The organism is Methylotuvimicrobium sp. KM2, assembly GCF_038051925.1.
In the GTDB taxonomy this organism is placed as follows: Bacteria; Pseudomonadota; Gammaproteobacteria; order Methylococcales; family Methylomonadaceae; genus Methylotuvimicrobium.
On sequence record NZ_CP150634.1, the window covers coordinates 1,625,136 to 1,646,877 of the forward strand.

Here is a 21,742-nt window from a genome sequence, read left to right on the forward strand (position 1 = left end):
GGAGTCATGTTAATTTCAATCGGCTTAACACGTCAACCGATAGTGGTATTTGTGACTGAAGCTCAATAGGTATGCGCTTCGAATAAATCCCAAACGGGTTTGATGCGTTCGGGCAACGGCTTCAAGCGCCCGAGTTCCACCCAGACGTATTTCGGATTGTGAAAATCCGAACCTTTCGAGCCGGCCAGATCGAATTTTTGCGCGTATTGCATCGAGGTTTGAATTTCGGTCGGGTCGTTGCGACCGCAAACGACTTCGATTGCGTCGCCCCCGACTTCTTTGAACGCGGTTAATAAGCGTTTCATCCAAGAAGCGGTGAGTTTATAGCGCATCGGGTGGGCCAATACCGCGATGCCGCCCGATTCCTTGATCCAGCCGATAGCTTCTTCGAGTCCGGCCCATTCGGTCGAGACATAGGCGGGTTTACCTTGGCCGATGTATCGGTCGAAAGCCTCTTGTTGCGTCGTGACATGGCCTTCCGATAACAAAAAATCCGCGAAGTGCGTGCGAGTAATCATGCCGGCGCCTGCAGTCGCCTTAACCGCTTCGAGCGCTCCGAAAATACGTTTTTTTTCCAGTTTCCCGGCAATTTGTTCGGCGCGTTCGCCGCGTATTGTTTGCAGTTTGGCTATGCCTTCTTTCAGGTGAGGGCTTTCCGGATCGATATTCAAGCCGACGATGTGTAGGCAGTGTTTATGCCAGGTGGTCGAGAGCTCGATGCCCGAAATCAGATCGATACCGGCCTCGGTTGCCGCTTGCCTAGCTTCGGCGAGTCCATCGGTCGTGTCATGGTCGGTCAATGCAAGACAGGTGACACCTTGCTCCTTGGCTCTCTGAATCAGTTCGCTAGGGGATAATGCGCCGTCCGAGGCGGTGGAGTGGCTATGTAGATCGTAGTTTTCTGGCATGGTTGAATTAAGACGAAAGGTAAAAGATGAAAGATGAAAGATGAAAGATGAAAGACGAAAGACGGTTGCAAATGTATTCATCTTTTCTCTTTCGTCTTTCGCCTGTTTTTCTTATTGATATTCACCGTAGAGTTTTGCATAGAGACCTTTTTGTGCGATTAAGGTTTCATGGCGGCCTTGTTCGCAGATGCCGCCTTCCTCGAATACATAGACATGGTCGGCTTGTTTGACGGCGCTCAGGCGATGCGCAATGATGATCGTCGTTCGGCCTTCGAGAAATTGGGCCATGGCTTGATGCAGTTTGTGTTCGGTTTCGGAATCGAGAGCCGAGGTAGCTTCGTCGAGTATCACGACTTTCGGGTTTGCTACGATCATGCGGGCGATCGCCATTCTTTGCCGCTGTCCGCCCGACAGGCGCATGCCTTGTCGGCCGACGATGGTGTCAAGTCCCTTGGGCAATTCGTCGATAGCGCTTTTCAATTGAGCAATCTCAAGGGCTTTCCAGAGTTCGCGATCATCGACCGGTTTGCCGAGTGTCAGATTCGTTCGAATCGTGTCATTAAACAAAATCGGATGCTGCAATACCGTGACGACATGTTCGCGGATAACTTCGAGTCCAATCTGTTCGACCGGGACGTCGTCGTAATAAATGGTGCCGCTATCGGGCGTGTAGAGGCCGATTAGGGTTTGCACCAGAGTCGATTTCCCGCCGCCGCTGGCGCCGACCAAAGCGACTTTTTCGCCGGCCGCTATGGTGAGTTTGATGTTGTTTAAAACCTTTTCGTCGCTATAACCGAAATTCAGGTTTTCGACGCGAATCGAGACGGTTTTTTTATGGCTGAAAGGGTTTTTAACATGCGGATAATGCGGTTCTTGTTGCAGCGCGTTGAGTTGATTGATTCGATTCAACGCGCCTTTAGCGGCATAAAAGGCATATTGGATGCCCAAAACTTCCTGGACCGGCGCCATCATGAACCAAAGATAACCGAATACCGCAAGCATTTGGCCGATACTGAGGTCGGAATAAAACACCATCAGCATTGCCAGTGCGCGGAATATGTCGAACCCGAATAAAAAAATCAGAAAACTCAAGCGGGTTGCCGCATCGCTTTTCCAGGCGAAGGCGGTCGAATAATCCTTGACCGAGCGAGCCGCGTCGATCAGTTGTAGGCAATAATGTTTCTCTCGGTTGCTCGCTCTGATTTGATGAATTGCTTCGAGCGTTTCGGTCAAGGCTTGTTGAAAGACTCCGTAAGAAGCATTTTCTTTCGATTTGAGGTCCTTCACTCTGGAACCGACCGCGCGCGTGAAATAGATAACGATAGGGTTCAACAGCAAAATAAAGAGACCCAATTGCCAATGCATCCATAGCAAAATGGTTGCCGTGCCGACAATGGTCAGCACGGCAACCAATAAGCGGCTGATCGTGGTGCCGATAAAGCTATCGATCGTATCGAGGTCCGTGACCAAGTGCGTGACGACCGTGCCGGCGCCCAAGCTTTCGTATTCGGACATCGATATGGTCTGCAGGCGGTCGATCAGGTTACGGCGAATTCTAAAAACGATATCCTTGGCGATGCAAGTGAACTGTTTGCCTTGAATGATGTGAAACAGGATCGAGATGATGCGCAACAATAGGCTGAGCAGTAGAATCGTGACAATATAGAGAATGGGGCCTTGCCAGGCTTCGGGTGTGAAACGATTTATCGTGGCGATGACTAGGCCGGGTTTGTCGAGCAGCACTTCGTCGACTAGCAGCGGCATCAGTAAAGGCACAGGAACACTGGCAATCGTTCCCAGAATCGCTATGATATGGGCAACAAGCAATTCTTTTTTATGCAGCAGCGCGATGCGATAAATATAATTCCAAGTGTATAGTGATGGTTTTTGAATGAGCTTTTTACTATGCACGTTCCGCCGCGTTGACTGAGATAAATAACTGAAATTAGTAACTATTCAGCGCATGCGGTAGGTTGGTGTCAGGCATTGATTTCTAAGGACGCGTGAATACATCCCTGTAAGCTCTGACTGCAACGTCCTGTTGCAGACAGCCTTATAAATCAATGCCTGACACCTTCTCATACATGACTTATGCTAAATAATTAGCGAAATTATAAGCCGTGTCGTATTTTTTAAAAACCCTAAACCCAATGAATGTTCAATTAATAATTTGTTTGATAGGGCTGTTAAGCCCGTTTTCAGTCGCATCGGCAATGAATATCGACGATCGGCGCCAGGCATTTTTAGATGCCGAGAAACAAATTGCGTCAATTAATCGCGGCGCTTTTCCTAAAAGCGCCGAAGCGCTCGGCGATTATCCCTTATATCCGTTACTCAAGTATCAATGGCTTAAAAATAATTTGGACCGCGATCAAGAGATTAAGCGTTATTTGAACGATTATTCGGACATGCGCTATTCGGCGTTGTTGAGACGCGATTGGTTGAAGTATTTGGCGGAAAGCAAGCGATGGCAGGAATTGGTCGTGCATTATCGACCGACTGATAATGCCGAGCTGGCATGTCATTATCAATGGGCTAGATTGAAAACCGGGTTTCGGGATGATGCGTTGAGGGAAGCGAAAAAACTTTGGACGGTCGGTTATTCGCAGCCAAAAGCTTGCGATGATTTATTAAACGAATTGATGGCATCGGGTCAATTAACGCAAGACATGATTTGGCGGAGATTCGAGTTGGCCTTGAGAAACAACAAGGTTTCCTTGGCCCGCTATATTAAAAAATTGCTCGGTCCGAACGAGCAGTCAGTGGCCGACTTTTGGCTCAAGGTGCATCAGTCGCCTCGAATAGTCGAGCAGTCGTCCGAATGGCAAAAAGATTATCGAATGCTTGGAACGATTTTCGCTTACGGCGTCGAGCGCTTGGCCGGTTCCGATTTGGATGCGGCGTTGAGCGTTTGGGACGGCAATAAAGATCATTATCGAATGTCGATCGATACTGTCGATAAAGTCGAACGTAAGTTAGGCCTATCAATGGCTTTTGAGAGAAGGCCGGGAGCTTATGACCGATTGAGTAGGGTTAACAATGCCGATGCCGCGGCTAGGGAATGGCGGGTTAGAGCGGCCTTGCACGAACAAAACTGGACTCATGTCATTGAGGCTTTGAGCGGTTTAAGCGAACAGGAAAAAAACCAACCCCGTTGGCAATATTGGTTGGCCCGCGCGTTAAACGAAACCGGACAACGCGAACACGGGCGCAAAGTGTTTGAAGCATTGGCCGGGGATCGCAGTTTGTTCGGGTTTATCGCGGCGGAAACTCTGAATAAGCCACCGATGCTTTCCGATCGGCCGTTGGCATTGACAGCTGAGCAATTGGCAAATTTTGAACGCTTGCCTGCCGTGAGTCTCGTTGCCGAACTAAAGTCCATGGGGCGGGAGCAGGACGGTCTCCGGCAATGGTGGTATTTGCTGGCTAGGCTTGATAAGGAGCAAATTCTAGTTGCCGCCAAAGTAGCGCAGCAGTGGGGTTGGACGCAAACCGCGGTATTTACGATTGCGAAAGCGGAATATTGGGACGATGTAAGCTTGCGCTTTCCGCTCGATTATCTCGACGACATCAAAAAACAGGCGCGGCAACAAGCCTTGGATCCGGCTATTGTATTGGGGCTGATTCGTCGGGAGAGCGTTTTCGACCCTAGGGCAAGGTCGCCGGCCGGCGCGCGCGGTTTGATGCAAATCATGCCGCAAACCGGTCGGCAAATCGCGCGAAAACTCAATGAAACATGGCAATCGGAAAATAGCTTGTATCAGCCTAATGTAAATGTTAAATACGGTACGCATTATTACAAGCAAATGCTCGACCGTTTCGGCGGTCATTTTGCCCTTGCCGCAGCCGCTTATAACGCCGGTCCGGGAAGAGTCGATCGATGGTTGCCGAGGCATCAACCCTTACCGGCCGATATTTGGATGGAAACGATCCCGTTTAAGGAAACCCGAGAATATGTCGCTGCGGTTTTAGGTTATGCGATGATTTATCAGCTTATGATGGAACGAGATTCGATTCGGCTCGGCGATGTCATGAAAGATGTACAGCCCGGTTGATGTTGTCGGGAAGTATTGACAATGTTCCTTAGGAATCTGCACAAAATAACTTATTCAAGTGGTAGGCTTTGGGGCCGTTCGGTAACGCGCTTGATAGGCCCAGCACCTAAATCCAGCCACCGAACCTCCTTCTAACAGTCGTCGAAGTTATTTCATGCTCGTTCCTTATCGCCATTTCGGATGAAAATTGAGCTGATTTTTTTTGTCATCTAATGGATAATACGCAGTTTAATAAAAATTTAGCTCAGGTACTAATAATGGAGAAGCAGCATAGTTTTACGCGCGAAGAATTATTAATGTCCGGCAGGGGGGAATTGTACGGGCCGGAAAATGCGCAATTACCATTACCGAATATGTTAATGATGGATCGCATCATTCATATTTCCGACGAAGGAGGTAAGTATGGTAAGGGTGAAATCATTGCTGAATTGGATATTAAACCCGATTTGTGGTTTTTCGAATGCCATTTTCAAGGCGACCCGGTGATGCCGGGATGTCTCGGTTTGGATGCAATGTGGCAATTGGTCGGGTTTTATTTATGCTGGATGGGTGGGCCCGGTAAAGGCCGTGCATTGGGAGTCGGCGAAGTTAAATTTACAGGTCAAGTTCGTCCGACCGCAAAAAAAGTGACATATCGTATTCATTTGAAAAGAGTGATTATGCGAAAATTAGTCATGGGCATTGCCGATGCCACGATGGAAGTCGATGGTAAGGAAATATACGAAGCGACCGATTTACGAGTGGGTCTGTTTACTTCAACAGAAGATTTTTAGGGGCGTAATTGATGAAAAGAGTCGTAGTGACCGGTTTAGGTATTGTTTCCAGTATCGGAAATAATCGCGAAGAGGTAGTCGATTCCTTGAAACAAGGTCGTTCCGGAATTTCGTTTGCCAATGATTATCAAGAGCTTGGTTTTAGAAGCCATGTGCGCGGCGCGATTAATATCGATCTTAATGAATTCATCGATCGAAAAATTAAACGTTTCATGGGCGATGGCGCCGCGTTCAATTATGTAGCGATGCAACAGGCGATCGAGGATTCGGGACTTGAGGAGTCTGAAATTTCTAATTTCAGAACGGGGTTAGTCATGGGCTCCGGCGGCCCGTCGACATCGAATTTGGTCGATGCCGCCGATATTTTGCGCGAAAAAGGCATTAAAAAAGTCGGTCCTTACATGGTGCCGAGAACGATGTCAAGCACGAACACCGCCTGTTTGGCCACGCCGTTCAAGATCAAGGGCGTCAATTATTCGATCAGTTCGGCCTGCGCGACCAGCGCGCACTGCATCGGTCATGCGATGGAGCTGATTCAAATGGGCAAGCAGGATGTCGTATTCGCCGGCGGCGGCGAAGAAGTGCATTGGACGATGTCGCTGCTGTTCGATGCGATGGGTGCGCTGTCGTCTAAATACAACGATACGCCCGAGACCGCCTCCAGACCTTATGACGCGACGCGCGACGGCTTCGTGATCTCCGGCGGCGGCGGTGTGCTTGTGATCGAAGAGCTTGAGCATGCCAAGGCGCGCGGCGCGAAAATTTATGCCGAACTAACCGGTTACGGCGCGACTTCGGACGGTTACGACATGGTACAGCCTTCCGGCGAAGGCGCGGTGCGCTGCATGCAGCAGGCGATGGCGACCGTCGATGCGAAGATCGATTATATCAATGCGCACGGAACCAGTACGCCGGTCGGCGATACCAAAGAGCTTGAGGCGTTACGAGCTGTTTTCGGACAAGGTAATGTGCCTAAGGTTAGTTCGACCAAGTCGCTGACCGGTCATGCACTCGGTGCGGCCGGCGTCAATGAGGCGATTTATTCGTTGTTGATGATGGAAGAAGGCTTTTTAAGCGCTTCGGCCAATATTACCGAACTCGACCCCGATGCGGTCGATATTCCTATCGTGCGTGAATTCAAAGACAACGTCACATTGAACACGATCATGTCGAATAGTTTCGGTTTCGGCGGCACCAACGCGACTCTGATATTCCAGCGTTATAACGGTTGATATACCTTTCGCACTTCAAATTTCGGCAGTGCCTGAGGAGGCGCCAGGGTGTGCGGCCCCTCACCTAGCGTTAGGTGAGGGGCCAGCATGGAGCTGGCATAGAGCCTACAGGGATGTATTTACCCAGCACCTAAATTATCTATGTAATCAATCACGGCCAATTAGGCTATGGAATTTAGGTGCTGGGTTTACGGCGTCCTTTGACGGACACCCTGGTGCCGAATTTTAATCTGCGATGGGTATATTTATTAGGTTCCCACAGACTCCGCGCGGGAACCTTCATTCCGTAGGGTGCGCACCGCGCACCAGCGATTCCTGGTTCCCAACGCGCCGGAGGCTTTGAAAGTATTTGTGCATTCCTCATTCCCACCGCTCCAGCGTGGGAATGCATACCTTTCTTGCTTCGGCAGCCATGATATGAGTTCCCACGGAGGATCGTGGAAACTAGAAATTATTTTCCGCGCCCCGAAAAGGGTACGCGACGCATAGACTATAATTTATTTCGTATGACTCATCCGATTCAAAAATCCCGAACTCAATTCAACAAACTGCAAAAACGTTTGCGTCATGCGGTCGGCGATGCGATCGCCGATTACAACATGATCGAGGACGGCGATAAAATCATGGTTTGCCTGTCCGGAGGCAAGGATTCGTTTACGATGCTGGACATCTTGATGAATCTGCAAAAAACCGCGCCGGTCAAGTTCGAACTGTTGGCGGTCAATCTGGATCAAAAACAACCGGGTTTTCCGGAGCATGTTTTACCCGAATACCTCGAGTCCATCGGCGTTCCTTACCACATCATAGAGAAAGACACCTACAGCGTGGTCAAGCGTGTGATTCCCGAAGGCCAAACGACCTGCGGCCTGTGTTCGAGATTGCGGCGCGGTACCTTATACGGTTTTGCCGAGGCGAACGGCATTACCAAGATCGCCTTGGGCCATCACCGTGATGATATTTTGGAAACTTTTTTCCTGAATATTTTTTACGGCGGCAAACTGAAGGCGATGCCGCCGAAGCTTTTGAGCGATGACAAGAAAAACATCGTGATCCGGCCGCTCGCCTATTGCCGCGAAAAAGAAATACAACGCTTCGCCGCGTTCCGCGATTATCCGATCATTCCGTGCAATCTGTGCGGCTCGCAGGAAAACCTGCAGCGCCAAGCGATGAAAGTCATGCTGAAGACTTGGGACAAACAGTTTCCGGGGCGTTTGGAGACGATTTTCACGAGTCTGCAAAACGTCGCGCCATCGCAATTGGCCGATACTCAACTGTTCGATTTCGCCGGACTCAAAGCCAACTCGAACCTGCTAAATGGATGCGAAGCGATCGATGTTGACGCCGGGTTGTCGGTCTTGGCAATGTAAATGACCGGTGCAGCTATCGTACTGTTCACCGATTTCGGGCCGGCCGGCCCTTATCTCGGGCAGGTCGAAATCGTGCTTCGTCAGCTTGCGCCGTCCCATCCCGTCATTCATCTTGTCAGTAACGCGCCGTGCGGCAATCCCCGATCTGCCGCCTATCTATTGGCCGCATTGCGGCAACAGTTTCCGCAAGATTCGGTTTTTCTCTGCGTCGTCGATCCCGGTGTCGGCGGGGCGCGTAAGCCATTGGTATTGCAGGCGGACGGACAAACATTCGTCGGCCCGGATAACGGCTTGTTGAATACCGTCGCCAAACATGCCGAACGCCGCGATTGGTTCGAAATCGTCTGGCGTCCCGAAAATTGCTCGATGAGTTTTCACGGCCGCGATTTGTTCGCGCCGGTCGCGGCACGCCTCGCTCTGGATCAAGCGGCAGACGATTTAAAACCTTACCATGTCGATATCGCCGATTGGCCTGAAGATCTGGCCGAAATTATTTATTTCGACGGCTACGGCAATGCCTTTACCGGGCTGCGTTACCGTTCCGAACTGGATGGACGGATATTAATGGTCGACGGACGCAGGCTCGAGCAAGCCGGCACCTTCAGCGAAGCCGCGGTAGGCGCGCCGTTTTGGTATTGCAATTCATGCGGATTGGTCGAAATCGCCGTCAATCAAGGTCATGCCGAACGGCAATTGGGTCTAAAAATCGGCATGAGAGTCGCTTATGAATGATGTCAAACGCTGGCAATTTTGGATAGACCGGGGCGGCACGTTTACCGACGTTGTCGCGAAAAGCCCGGACGGACGCCTGCTGACGCATAAATTACTGTCGGATAACCCGGAGCGTTACCGAGATGCCGCGCTGCAAGGCATGCGCGATATCCTGAATGCGGGTCCAGCAGAGCCGCTGGCGGATGCCGTCGAAATCGTCAAAATGGGCACGACGGTCGGCACCAATGCCTTGCTCGAACGCAAAGGCGAACCCGTCGCGCTAATAATCACAAAAGGCTTCAAGGATTGTCTGCGCATCGCTTATCAGAACCGGCCCGATATTTTCGCGCTGAATATCCAACTGCCTGAGCAACTTTATCGAACCGTCGTCGAAATCGACGAGCGCATCGACGCCCAAGGCAGCGTGCTTAAAACCTTGGACGAGCAGCTTGTCGAACGTCAGTTACAAACGCTTTACGAGCAAGGTTTGCGCTCGATCGCGGTGGTGTTACTGCATGCCTGGCGCTATCCGGCGCATGAATTGCGTTTGCAAAAAATCGCCGAACGAGTCGGCTTCACGCAAATCTCCATTTCGCATCAGGTCAGTCCGTTGATGAAGATTGTCGGGCGCGGCGATACGACCGTCGTCGATGCCTATTTATCGCCGATGTTGCAGCGCTATGTCGATCAAGTTGCCTCGGGTTTGGGCGGCGAGCGCTCGGATGAAGTTCGCTTGATGTTCATGCAATCGAACGGCGGCCTGACCGATGCCAAGCGTTTCCGAGGCCGCGATTGCATTTTGTCGGGCCCGGCCGGCGGTATCGTTGGCGCGGTCGCGGTCGCGCAACAGGCTGGTTTCGACAAAATTATCGCGTTCGACATGGGCGGAACCTCGACCGATGTCGCGCATTTCGCAGGCGAATACGAACGCCGATTCGAAACCGAGGTCGCAGGTGTCAGGATGCGCGTGCCGATGATGGCAATACATACAGTCGCGGCGGGCGGCGGCTCGATTCTGCATTTCGACGGCATGCGTTACCGGGTCGGTCCCGATTCGGCCGGCGCGAATCCGGGGCCTGCCGGCTACCGGCGCGGCGGTCCGCTGACCGTAACCGATGCGAATATCATGCTGGGAAAATTGCCGCTGTTTCCGGCCGTTTTCGGCGCCGAAGGCAATCTGCCGCTCGATCGGGACCGGGTTTACGCATTATTCTCTGATTTGGCGGAGCGCATCGCTGCGGAGACCGGCGATAGCCGAAGTCCCGAACAAGTCGCCGAAGGTTTTCTCGATATCGCGGTCGAAAACATGGCGGCAGCCATCAAGACCATCTCGGTGCAAAAAGGCTATGACGTTTCCGAATATGCCCTGTGCTGTTACGGCGCAGCGGCGGGGCAACATGCCTGCGCGGTGGCAGATCGTTTAGGTATGCGGCGTATTATTCTGCATCCGTTCGCGGGCGTCTTGTCGGCCTACGGCATGGGTCTGGCAGACTTACGCACGGTTCGGCAAAAAGCCTTGGAGCAGCCGTGGGGAAAGGTCTCGTTGGACGCTTTAAGGCTCGAATTCGACGCCTTGGAACGAGAAGGGCATGCCGAGATCGCCGCGCAAGGCGTTGCAAAAGATCGCATCGAAGCGGTTCGCCGCCTGTTTTTACGCTACCAGGGCACCGATACCGCGTTGGCGGTCGAATTTACCGAACAGTCGGTCATGCTGGCCGATTTCGAACGGCAATACTTGCGCCAATTCGGGTTTACCTATGCCGACAAGCCGCTCATCATCGAATCGTTGGCCGTCGAAGTCATCGGGCTCAGCGGGCAAGACGCGTCGATACCGGCAGAGGTGGGTGATTTCGAAGATATCGCGCCGCTGACGACCGAATCGGTTTTTTTCCGTGGACGGCATTGGCAAACGCCCGTTTATCGGCGCGAACAATTAAATCCGGACCGGATCATCGACGGGCCGGCTATCGTCATCGAACCGACCTCGACCCTCGTGATCGATCCGGAGTGGCAGGCGACAGTCGACCCGATACACAATCTGATTCTAACGCGCCAACGGGACAGCGAACATAGCGCATTGACGACCGAGGCATCGCCCGATCCGGTCATGTTGGAAATCTTCAACAAATTGTTCATCTCGATTGCCGAGCAAATGGGTTTCGTGCTGCAAAACACCTCGCACTCGGTCAATATCAAGGAAAGGCTGGATTTTTCATGCGCGCTGTTCGACGCGCAAGGCGAGTTGATCGCGAACGCGCCGCATATTCCGGTCCATCTGGGTTCCATGGGCGAGACCGTCAAATGTTTGCTGCAAAACCGCGACTTTACGATGGCTCCCGGCGATGTCTTTCTGGTCAATTCGCCTTATCGAGGCGGCACGCATTTACCCGACATTACGATCATCACGCCGGTTTTCGATCGGGACCGGTTGCTGTTTTTTACCGCGTCGCGCGGTCACCATGCCGACATCGGCGGCATCACGCCGGGCTCGATGCCGTCGCGCAGCCGCTCGATCGAAGAGGAAGGCGTGCTGACTTCGGGCATCAAGATCGTCGAACAAGGCCGTTTCAACGAGGAGGCGCTGAGGGATTGGCTGCTCTCAGGAGACTATCCCGCACGCAATCCCGAGCAGAATATTGCCGATTTTCAGGCTCAGATCGCCGCGAATGAAAAAGGCGCTCAAGAACTGCATAAAATGATCGATCATTATTCATTGGCGCTTGTGCAAGCCTATATGCTTTTCGTGCAAGACAACGCCGAGTCGTCGGTGCGCAAGATTTTGGCTAGTTTGTCGGATGGGCATTTTCGTTATGCGCTCGACGACGGCGCTGAAATCGCCGTGCGTGTAAGTGTCGACCGAGAACACCAGCGCGCACGCATCGATTTCAGCGGTACCTCGCCGCAACAATCCGGCAATTTCAACGCGCCGTCGGCGGTCTGCAAGGCGGCGGTATTGTATGTCTTCAGAACCTTGGTGCAAGACGATATCCCGCTCAATGCCGGCTGTCTCAAGCCGCTCGATATCGTCATTCCGGAAGGCTCGATGCTCAATCCCAAACATCCTGCCGCGGTCGTTGCCGGCAATGTCGAGACCTCGCAAATCATCGTCGACGCCTTATACGGCGCCTTGGGCGTATTGGCCGGATCGCAAGGCACGATGAACAATCTGACCTTCGGCAATCAGCGTTATCAATATTATGAAACGATTTGCGGCGGCGCCGGCGCCGGCAACGGTTTCGACGGCTGCAGCGCGGTGCATACCCACATGACCAATTCGCGCATCACCGACCCGGAAGTGCTCGAATGGCGCTTTCCGGTCCAACTCGAAACATTTTCGATACGACACGGCAGCGGCGGAAAGGGCGTGTTTAAGGGCGGCGACGGGGTTGTGCGCAGAATCAAGTTTCTCGAGCCGATGAGCGTCAATGTTCTGTCGAGCCACCGCACAAGCGCCCCATTCGGACTACACGGGGGCGAGTCCGGCGCGGCCGGAAAAAATAGCGTGTGGCGGGCAAGCGGGGCCGTCGAATCCTTGGCCGCTTGCGCCGAAATCGAAATGCAGGCCGGGGATATTCTGCAAATCGAAACTCCCGGCGGCGGAGCTTATGGAAGTACGGGTTACAAATCCCAGAACGAAAAAGGCTAAAAAATGGAAAAAAAGCTTGAATAATAAATTCGATCCGTTATCATAAGCGGCTCACGGAGAGATGGCTGAGTGGTTTAAGGCAGCGGTCTTGAAAACCGTCGTGGGTTTGTAGCCCACCCAGAGTTCGAATCTCTGTCTCTCCGCCAATTCATCTATCTGACTGACTAGTGAAATCATTTTTTCCTATTGTGGTCTTGATCAGACGTTTGCTACAAAATGCGGCAACAAAGATTTCTCTAATATTTCCTTATTTGTTTGATTCGGCTTGAATACGAATTTAGTTTTCGTATCGCCGTAGACATCCTAACTAGCCACACCCATACTCTCATGAAGTTAGCCATTTTTGAGCATGAAGGGAGTATCTTGAATTTCTCAAAGCAAGGTCTGGGCTGTTCTTAAAGCGGAGAAAACTGCTTGGGATTGGAAAATAGCGAAGACAGGGCTCTTGAATTGTGAAATTATCCTTCGCCCTTCATCACTTTCTCGCCGTATTCTTCCGGTGTAATTGTGCCGCCTAGTTTTTCCGCTAAACCTTGCTCCGAAGCGGGAAGCGCATCCTGTATCGCATCGATGCGTTTCCATTGTGGAATGGGTGTTTCGTTGTCGGGTTGAGGGACGTATTTTGACGTTTCAATGCGCTGCATGCGATGGATATAGCGCGGGCAATTGATGAATATCTCGCCGATTTTGACTCTGACGATCATGTCTGCACCGGGATATTTCGATAGCAATGAGTCGTCTTCTTGAATCGATGCTTCGCCATGCACTCGGATACGGTGCGGCGTTTCAAAGTCGATGAACAACATACCAATCTTGGGATTGCCTTGAATATTGCCCATTGACAGAAACATGCCGTTGCCGTCATAACTAGGGAAGGCTAAGGTTTGAGGATCGACTACGCGAACCAAACCCGGGTTGCCGCCCTTGTAGGAGCAGGTGGGATAGCCCCGGTGGTCGATTGTGGTTAAGAAGAAAAAGTCTCGGCTTTCGATGAAAGGCTGATGTTGTTCGTTTATTTGATTTTCGACGATGAGCTCCTGTACCCGGTCGGCCAGATTGCGCGTATCATGAAGGTCTTGCAATTGCCGGTGCAGTTGACTGTATAAATCGGTCATTAAAGGGTTCTCTCAAAATTGTTCTGCGGCTTATTCTGCCATAACTTTTCCAGAAGGGTAAAACAAACCTGGGGATTAAAAACGAGGAGTCCATGTATGGGTATACCCATCGCAGATCAAAATTCGGCACCAGGGTGTCCGTCAAAGGACGCCGTGAATACATCCCTGTAGGCTCTATGCCAGCTCCATGCTGGCCCCTCACCTAACGCTAGGTGAGGGGCCGAACACCCCGGCGCCTCCTTAGGCAATGCCGAAATTTGAAGTGTGAAAGGTATATAACTCCTTCGCGTAGCTTTAATTCCGATCCCACATGACATTGCAATTGGCCTTTGCGGCGGCGGTAAGTAATTCGATTAGCGGCAATGCTCGATGATTCAAAGGTACCGGTTTTTCTTTCCAGTCTTTTTGCCCGGTGTCCATTTCATCATCTGAATTTACCGACGACTCCGCTTTCTGTTTTTCAAGGGCGCTTTGCAATCGCTCCAGGGCTATCGGAACATCTTCCGCCAGAATGGCGCCCGGCACGTTGCCGCGTTTTCCCATCATTTTCAACAAGGTTTGCGCAATATCGCCGAAATAGGTGGTGTTGGGGTATACATCGCAACTGAATGTTACTAACATTTGACTTTACTGAAACTCATTGGATTTTATGATTCAACTTCATGGCCCTATTGTAGCTTTGTTGACACCGTTTGATGCAAGCGGAAAAATCGAATGGCAAGCCTTCAAAGCTTACTTATCGTCTTTGTACCACTGGGGAGTGCGGACGGTCATTTCCAATGGCACGACCGGTGAATTCCCGTCGATGACGATAAGGGAGCGTCGGCTGGTTGTCGAATTCGTTAGGCAAAATTTCGCGGGGACTATCATCAATAATGTCAGCGGGACTTGTGTCGGTGATGTTCGCAAGTTGATTGCAGGAACGAAAGACTGCGCGGACTGCATACTATTATTGCCGCCTTATTATTATTCCGCCTGTCGGGACGAAGGGCTCTCTCGTTTTTTTGTCGACGCGCTGTCCGGCGCGACTTTGCCGGCGATGCTTTATCATTTTCCCCAACATACCGGCAATCATCTCGGTATCGATCTGGTGACCACGCTACTTGATCAGGGGCTTTCAATAGTCGGCATTAAGGATTCGAGCGGCGATATAGACAATGCCCAGTTATACCGTTCAAATTTTCCTGAATGTGCTGTATTTTTGGGCAATGACGAAAAAGTTTTCGAGGCCTTGCAAAAAGGCTTATCCGGTTCGGTCACGGGGGCGGCGAATCCAATGCCTGAATTATTGATCGCGATGCAAACGGAATACCGATTATCCGCCAGCAAGGCGCAATCGATGCAGCGTTGTCTCGATGTTTGGAACCGGTTTCGAAATGACAGCGGTTATTTTGAAATTCCTTTGGTCAAAGCGGCTATGGGAGCAAGAATCGATAGTTTTCCGGTGCATGTTCGCCCGCCGTTGACTCCAGTTCCAGTTGAAGTAATTGATCGAACTCGAAAAGTCATTTACAACTGCTTAAACGATTTTAACCTATTAAATTAAAGCGTTAGGCTAAGCATTATTTGGTGATCCGGCCCGAGATACCAGCTTAATTGGTAATTATTCAGCATAAGTCATATATAAGAAGGTGTCGGGCATTGATTTATAAGGCTGTCTGCAACAGGACGTTGCAGTCAGAGCTTACAGGGACGTATTTACGCGTCCTTAGAAATCAATACCCGACGCCAAACCGACCAAATGCGCTGAATAGTTACCTTAATTGTAAGTATTCAGGTCCTCTCGGTTGTTTTTTCAATCTCCGGTTTCGAGAAGCTGGAGCTTCTCGAATTGCATTCTCAAGCAAAGAGCTTGGGAACGAGCGAATTGATTTAAAGCGTGAGAGGGGGCGTCATTTCATACGTATCAAGCTAAAAACGCCTCCGCCCTTTCTTATTTGCAATTTAAGCGCGTAGCCCGTATGCAGCGTAGCGGAATACGGGACTGGCGTGGCTCCGAACTTCCCGGATTTGCGCTACGCTCCATCCGGGCTACGCTGTTTAGAATCTCCGGAAGAGGTCCGTTGCGATTTAGCCGCGAGGCTTTTCTTAGCTTGATGCGTATAGGCGTTATTTCCCTTTAAGAATGAGGCTTTAATTGGGACCGTTAAGTGTTTGCGCATTGCGCGATTCCTGGTGCTGCAAGACGAGACTATACAGCACCGGAAATACCAGAAGGGTCAGTATCAGCACCGTCAACATGCCGCCTAGCGTGGGCACGACGATGCGTTGGGTTACATCGGCGCCGGCGCCGGTCGCCACCATGAACGGAATTAAACTTAGCATCGTCGTGAACGCGGTGATTGCGACCGGACGCACCCGCTGAGCCGTGGCCGCTTCGACGGCTTCCCTGATTTCCGCCACCGTCAACGGCGCCTGTTTTTTTCCGCGCAGTTTGGCTATTTCGATATCGATGAAATTCAACACCATCACCCCGGTTTCGGCTGCCGTGCCGGCCAGCGCGATAAAGCCGACATAGACGGCCACCGAGAGGTTGAAGTCGTACCAATAGATCATCCAGATGCTGCCGACCAAGCCGAACGGAATCGTCAACATCACGATAATCGGTTCGACGAAATTCTTGAAAGAAAAATACAGCAACAATAGAATCAGCGACAACGTCAATGGAATCACGATACGCAGCCGTTCGGCGGCTCTTTCCATATATTCGAACTGGCCAGACCAACTGACGGTATAGCCTTGAGGAATTTCGACCCGTTGCGCCAGCATCTTCTTGGCCCGCTCGACATAACCGCCGATGTCGGATGTCTTGATATCGACATAGATCCAAGTGTTGGGCCGGGCATCCTCGCTCTTGATGCCGGGCGGGCCTCGGTTCAATTCAATCGCGGCAACTTGTGCCAGCGGGATTTGCGTGCCTTGCGGCGTCGGTATCAGGACACGTTTGAGGTTTTCCTGATTGTCGCGCAATTCGCGCGGATAACGAAGATTCACTGGATAGCGCTCCAAACCTTCGACAGTTTGCGTGATGTTCTCGCCGCCGATCGCGCTTTGTATGACATCCTGTATGTCGCCGACAGTCAGGCCGTATCGCGCCGCTTCGCCGCGGTCGATGATGAAGTCCAGATAATAACCGCCGACCGCGCGATCGCCCATTGCCGATAGGGTGTCCGGCAGGGTTTTCAATTCTTGTTCGATGCGTTCGGTGATGGACTGTAAAACGGTCAGGTCGGGGCCGGATACTTTGATGCCGACCGGGGTTTTGATGCCGGTCGATAACATATCGATACGGTTTCTGATCGGCATGGTCCAAGCGTTGGCCATGCCGGGAAAGCGGATCGCCCGGTCCATTTCGGCGACGAGTTCTTGTTGGGGCTTTCCGGGATCGGGCCATTCCGTTCGCGGCTTTAGATGCACTATGGTTTCGATCATCGACAGCGGCGCCATGTCGGTCGCGGTTTCGGCTCGACCGACCTTGCCGAAGACATGATGCACCTCGGGAAAGGTTTTCAGGATTTTATCGGTTTGTTGCAGCAGTTCCTTGGCTTTGGTGATCGAAATACCCGGAAACGTGGTCGGCATGTACAGAATATCCCCTTCATCCAGCGGCGGCATGAATTCGCTGCCAAGTCGAGACAACGGGTACATCGTACTGGTCAGCATCAGTAATGCGATGAGTAAACTGACACCGCGGTAGCGCATCGCCCATTTCAAGACCGGCGAGTGGAGGAAATGCAGAAAACGGTTGGCCGGGTTCTTGTGCTCGGGAATGACTTTTCCGTTAATACAATAACCCATCAAGACCGGCACGGCCGTAATCGTCAATAGCGCCGCGGCTGCCATTGCGTAAGTTGCAGTGAAGGCAAGCGGGCTGAACATTCGACCTTCCTGCGCCTGCATCACGAAAATGGGCAGGAACGACACGGTGATGACCAGCAATGAAAAAAATAGTGACGGCCCGACTTCCTTCGATGCGGCGGTAATGGCCTGCCAGCGCTCTAGCCGCGTCAATTCGGCCTGTTTTTTTTCGGCGGCTTCGGCCAGATGCTTATGGGCGTTTTCGATCATCACAATGCCGCCGTCGACCATGTCGCCTATCACGATCGCTATACCCCCCAGCGACATGATGTTGGCGTTCAGTCCTTGCATTTTCATGACGATGAAGGCCATCAGCACGGCCAGCGGCAGGGTGATTACGATCACCAGCGACGAACGCAGATGCAGCAGAAACAAGCCGACCAGCACGCAGACGATGATGAGCTCCTCGGACAAGGCCTTATATAACGTATCGACCGCGCGTTCGATCAAGTCGCCCCGGTCGTAAGTCGAGACGATTTCGACGCCTTCTGGAAGGCTTTGTTCGAGTTCTTTCAGTTTTTCTCGCACGCCGAGAATTGTCGCCCGGGCGTTTTCGCCGTAGCGCATGATTACAACGCCGCCGACGACTTCGCCTTCGCCGTTCAACTCGGCGATACCCCGGCGCAATTCGGGGCCGATCTGTACATGCGCCACGTCTTGTATACGGATCGGCGTGCCGTTATTGTCGACTCCGAGCGGAATCGTCTTAATGTCTTCCAGGGAACTGATATAGCCCGGCGCGCGCACCATGTATTCGGTTTCGGCCTTTTCCAGCAAGCGGCCGCCGATGTCGTTATTACTGCGTTGAACGGCCTGTTTGACTTGCGCCAACGAAATCCCGTAGGCGGCCAAGGCATTCGGATCGATCTCGATTTGATATTGTTTGACGAAGCCGCCGAGCGACGCGACTTCGGCAACGCCCGGCACGGTTTGCAGCGGATAACGCAAATACCAGTCCTGTATCGAACGTAATTGCGCTAAATCGTGCCGTCCGTTTTTATCCACCAAAGCATATTGATAGACCCAGCCGACTCCGGTCGCATCGGGCCCCAACGACGGGTTGACGCCTTGCGGCAAACGGTCGCGGATATAGTTCAAATACTCCAGGACTCTCGACCGGGCCCAATAAATATCGGTGCCGTCTTCGAAAATGACATAGATGATCGATAATCCGAAATCGGAACTGCCTCGGACGACTTTGGCCTTCGGCACGGCCAGCATCGCCGTGGTCAATGGATAAGTGATCTGGGTTTCGACGACTTGCGGCGCCTGCCCCGGATATTCGGTGAATACGATGACTTGTACGTCGGATAAATCGGGGATCGCGTCGAGCGAGATGGTCTTGAACGACCAAAACCCGGTCACGGCCAGAAGTGCCGCCGCGAGTAAAACCAGAAAGCGGTTGTTCAAGGCGCTGCCGATGATCGCTTCAATCATGCCGATGATCTCCGGCATCATGAGGCATCGGCATTACTTCGTTTGTTGTATGGGGAGATGGCTCCAGCATTTTTGCCGTCGCCTCGCGCAGTTTCGATTCGGAGTCGATTAGAAATTGCGCCGAGATGACAATTTCTTCGCCCTCCTTGAGACCGTCGATAATCGCTACCTGTCCATCGGAGTCCAAGCCCAATTTGACCCGACGGGGTTCGAATTTGCCGGGTTCCCTGACCACGAATACTTGGTTCCGGGTGCCGGAGCGGATGATTGCCTCAGTCGGAACGACTAGAGTTTCCAACTGCCTTTGAGTGGCTATCGTCACGTCGGTAAACATATCCGGCTTTAATAAGCCTTCGGCGTTATCGAGAACCAAACGAATTCGTGTCGTGCGGGTTCGTTTTTCGGCATAGGGGTAGATGAATTCGACACGGCTTTCGAAAACCCGTCCCGGAACACCGACTAATCGGATTTCGGCTAGGTCACCCGGCCTAATCCACGGCAACTCGTATTCATATACATCGGCATAAACCCAGACATTGGCGATATTGGCTATCGTGAAGATTTCGGTATCCGGCGTGACATATTGGCCTTCGCGGGCGCCGATTTGTATCACGATGCCGTCGGTCGGCGCATGAATATGCAGGCTTTTTGTGATGCGTTGCCTATCGGTCAATTCGTGGAGTTGATGAGCCGGGACATCGAGTAATTGCAGGCGTTTTCTTGAGCTTGCCAGTAGTTCTTCCGCGCCCTGGCGGATGCTTTCGAAGGGGCTGTCGATAAGGATTTTCTGATTTTGCAGCGCTAGAATATATTCTTGCTGAGCCGCAACGAGTTGCGGCGAATAAATACTCAACAGGTCGGTATCCTTTTCGACCCATTGACCGGTTTTATCCACATGAAGCGACTCAATCCAGCCGGCAGTTTTCGGGTGTAGACGGACGATATGCTCTTCGTCGTAATCGACCCGGCCGACCGCACGCACGTTTCGGGAAAGCGTGGTACGCGTCGCTTTTGCGGTACGCACACCGATGTTTTGTACCGTCACAGGATCGATTTTAACTGTTCCGGGCTCGGAGGCGGTTTGTTCGTCCGCGTAAACCGGAATGTAATCCATGCCCATCGAGTCTTTGGCCGCAACCGGCGAAGTAATCTCAGGGTTCATTGGGTGGCGGTAAAACAATGGCTGACGGTCTTCCGGCTTTTTATCGTCGAGTCGATGTTCGGGTAAGTGTGCTTCAATGGATAGTCTGTCGATACGGTCCGCTAACCAATAGCCTGCGCCGAAGCCCAAAGCGAGCATCGATAAGCCCGTGATCAATAAGCGTCTACTCATAAATGTCTTCCTTGCCTGTTGCTGCGACAAGCTGCGCCAAAGCTTGGTTGGCTTCGGCGAAGGCCTGCCAATATTGCGCTTCATAGTCGTAGACCGTGATTTGGCTGCGTATGAGATTCAGAAAGTCGACTTTATTGACCTGATATCCGGCCAGCATCGATGCGACTGTTTGCTGGGCTTGAGGAATGATGCCCGTTTCATACAATAGCACTTGCTTCTTGGCTTGCCGGAAGTCGTTTCCGGCTTGTGATATTTGTTTGCGGACGCCGTTCCATTGGTCTTGCAGCGCGTATCGTTCACGCATCAGCTCGCTCGAAGACTGGCTTACGCCCTGGGCCTGTTTTTGCGCGTAAAATATCGGCACATTCATGCTGATACCGAAGCTGAGCAAATCCGAGCGCCGGGTGCCGTCGGGCGTATTATCGCGAGCGCCGTAAGCGGCATTGACATTAAAATCCGGTAATATCTCTTTTTTGGCCAAGTCCAGTTTGGATCTTGCCGCGTTGATTCTTTCCCGTTCGCTTGCTAGTAAAGGTCTGTTGCTTTCGGCTAATCGATAAAGCGTTTGATCGTCATAAATGTCGGGCAATTGTAACGGTACCTTTGTGGGCAGTTGCACTGCGTCATTGCTTGGTCGGTCCAATAGGGCATTCAAACTTGCCGCGGCATTGGCGCGCATGCCGTCGATCTTGATTTTCCGGTCCAGCAATTTCGATAATTCTAGTTGCGCCAGCAAGACGTCTTGCTGTAAACCCTCGCCGACTTCGTATTTAGTTCCGGCTATATCGACTAATTGCTGCAACAGTATTCGATTGTTATCGGTGATCTCAAGTAAGCGATCCAAATAAAACAGTTGCCACCAGACGGTTTTGACATCGCTCAGCAGACTCAAGCGCCATTCATCTTCGTTGTAGGCAGCGGCTTGCGCTTCATAAGTTGCCGCTTGTTCGCGCAAGGCCAGTTTGCCCGGAAACGGAATCGCCTGAGAAATACCGAATCCGATTTGCGCCATTGGTTCTTTCCGGGTATCGAAATGATCGACCGGCAAGTTCATGACATTGAAACCGATGACAGGATCGGGCAGGGTTCCAACTTGTGAGGGAACGGCCGCCAATGCTTCTGCGGCGGCCTTGATTCGAGCCAGATTGGGATTGTTTTGAAGGGCCGTGGCAAGCGCCGCTTCGAGCGTCAAAATGTTTTCCGCTTTTACAAGGAAAGATGCCGCGACTAGAGCAATCGCAATGCAGTTTATTATTATGAATTTTCGGGCTGGCATCAGAAGCTCTTATGTCCTTTAAAAAGTAGTA

At 51.8% G+C, this 21,742-nt stretch carries 14 protein-coding genes and 1 tRNA gene; 8 read left to right on the forward strand and 7 right to left on the reverse strand.

What is annotated here, in order from left to right; translation table 11 throughout:
- Positions 1-62 precede the first annotated feature (62 nt).
- Both WJM45_RS06935 and WJM45_RS06940 read right to left on the reverse strand, forming a co-directional pair.
- On the reverse strand, positions 63-908 hold the full coding sequence (locus tag WJM45_RS06935; protein WP_341328240.1) for a PHP domain-containing protein: 846 nt from the start codon (positions 906-908) through the stop codon (positions 63-65).
- A 111-nt stretch (positions 909-1,019) separates the two neighbouring features.
- A complete protein-coding gene (locus WJM45_RS06940) occupies positions 1,020-2,819 on the reverse strand; it encodes an ABC transporter ATP-binding protein (protein ID WP_341328241.1) in 1,800 nt (599 codons plus the stop codon).
- A 239-nt stretch (positions 2,820-3,058) separates the two neighbouring features.
- On the opposite strand from WJM45_RS06940, the gene WJM45_RS06945 reads away from it, so the two are divergent.
- The 7 genes from WJM45_RS06945 to WJM45_RS06975 all read left to right on the forward strand — a co-directional run bounded on the left by WJM45_RS06945 (position 3,059) and on the right by WJM45_RS06975 (position 12,838).
- On the forward strand, positions 3,059-4,963 hold the full coding sequence (locus tag WJM45_RS06945; protein ID WP_341328242.1) for a transglycosylase SLT domain-containing protein: 1,905 nt from the start codon (positions 3,059-3,061) through the stop codon (positions 4,961-4,963).
- A gap of 257 nt (positions 4,964-5,220) precedes the next feature.
- On the forward strand, positions 5,221-5,736 hold the full coding sequence (gene fabA, locus WJM45_RS06950; protein WP_341328243.1) for a 3-hydroxyacyl-[acyl-carrier-protein] dehydratase FabA: 516 nt from the start codon (positions 5,221-5,223) through the stop codon (positions 5,734-5,736).
- 11 nt (positions 5,737-5,747) lie between these two features.
- A complete protein-coding gene (fabB, locus tag WJM45_RS06955; protein WP_341328244.1) occupies positions 5,748-6,968 on the forward strand; it encodes a beta-ketoacyl-ACP synthase I in 1,221 nt (406 codons plus the stop codon).
- Positions 6,969-7,474: 506 nt separating this feature from the next.
- Positions 7,475-8,335: a tRNA 2-thiocytidine(32) synthetase TtcA gene (ttcA, locus tag WJM45_RS06960; protein WP_341328245.1), complete on the forward strand. Its 861-nt coding sequence runs from the start codon at positions 7,475-7,477 to the stop codon at positions 8,333-8,335.
- Positions 8,336-9,067: an SAM-dependent chlorinase/fluorinase gene (locus WJM45_RS06965; protein WP_341328246.1), complete on the forward strand. Its 732-nt coding sequence runs from the start codon at positions 8,336-8,338 to the stop codon at positions 9,065-9,067.
- Positions 9,060-12,692 carry a hydantoinase B/oxoprolinase family protein gene (locus WJM45_RS06970; protein ID WP_341328247.1) on the forward strand — a complete coding sequence of 1,211 codons (3,633 nt, stop codon included), beginning with the start codon at positions 9,060-9,062 and terminating at the stop codon, positions 12,690-12,692. Before WJM45_RS06965 ends, WJM45_RS06970 begins: the two co-directional genes overlap by 8 nt.
- Before the next feature lie 55 nt (positions 12,693-12,747).
- A tRNA-Ser gene (locus WJM45_RS06975) sits at positions 12,748-12,838 on the forward strand.
- A gap of 312 nt (positions 12,839-13,150) precedes the next feature.
- Here WJM45_RS06975 and WJM45_RS06980 read toward each other — a convergent pair.
- Together WJM45_RS06980 and WJM45_RS06985 are read right to left on the reverse strand one after the other, a co-directional pair.
- The gene (locus WJM45_RS06980; protein WP_341328248.1) at positions 13,151-13,807 is read right to left on the reverse strand and encodes a pyridoxamine 5'-phosphate oxidase family protein; all 657 of its coding nucleotides are present in this window, start codon (positions 13,805-13,807) and stop codon (positions 13,151-13,153) included.
- Positions 13,808-14,101: 294 nt separating this feature from the next.
- The gene (locus WJM45_RS06985) at positions 14,102-14,428 is read right to left on the reverse strand and encodes a DUF1840 domain-containing protein (RefSeq protein ID WP_341328249.1); all 327 of its coding nucleotides are present in this window, start codon (positions 14,426-14,428) and stop codon (positions 14,102-14,104) included.
- A gap of 28 nt (positions 14,429-14,456) precedes the next feature.
- Between WJM45_RS06985 and WJM45_RS06990 the strand changes: the two genes are divergently transcribed.
- On the forward strand, positions 14,457-15,353 hold the full coding sequence (locus WJM45_RS06990; protein WP_341328250.1) for a dihydrodipicolinate synthase family protein: 897 nt from the start codon (positions 14,457-14,459) through the stop codon (positions 15,351-15,353).
- Positions 15,354-15,940: 587 nt separating this feature from the next.
- On the opposite strand, the gene WJM45_RS06995 is transcribed toward WJM45_RS06990, so the two are convergent.
- From WJM45_RS06995 to WJM45_RS07005, 3 genes are read right to left on the reverse strand one after another with little or no spacing between them, the layout of a single operon-like run.
- Entirely contained in the window at positions 15,941-19,102 is a 3,162-nt protein-coding gene (locus tag WJM45_RS06995; protein ID WP_341328914.1) for a CusA/CzcA family heavy metal efflux RND transporter, read from the reverse strand.
- Entirely contained in the window at positions 19,095-20,435 is a 1,341-nt protein-coding gene (locus tag WJM45_RS07000) for an efflux RND transporter periplasmic adaptor subunit (RefSeq protein ID WP_341328251.1), read from the reverse strand. Before WJM45_RS07000 ends, WJM45_RS06995 begins: the two co-directional genes overlap by 8 nt.
- A complete protein-coding gene (locus WJM45_RS07005; protein ID WP_341328252.1) occupies positions 20,428-21,711 on the reverse strand; it encodes a TolC family protein in 1,284 nt (427 codons plus the stop codon). Before WJM45_RS07005 ends, WJM45_RS07000 begins: the two co-directional genes overlap by 8 nt.
- Between the last annotated feature and the right edge of the window lie 31 nt (positions 21,712-21,742).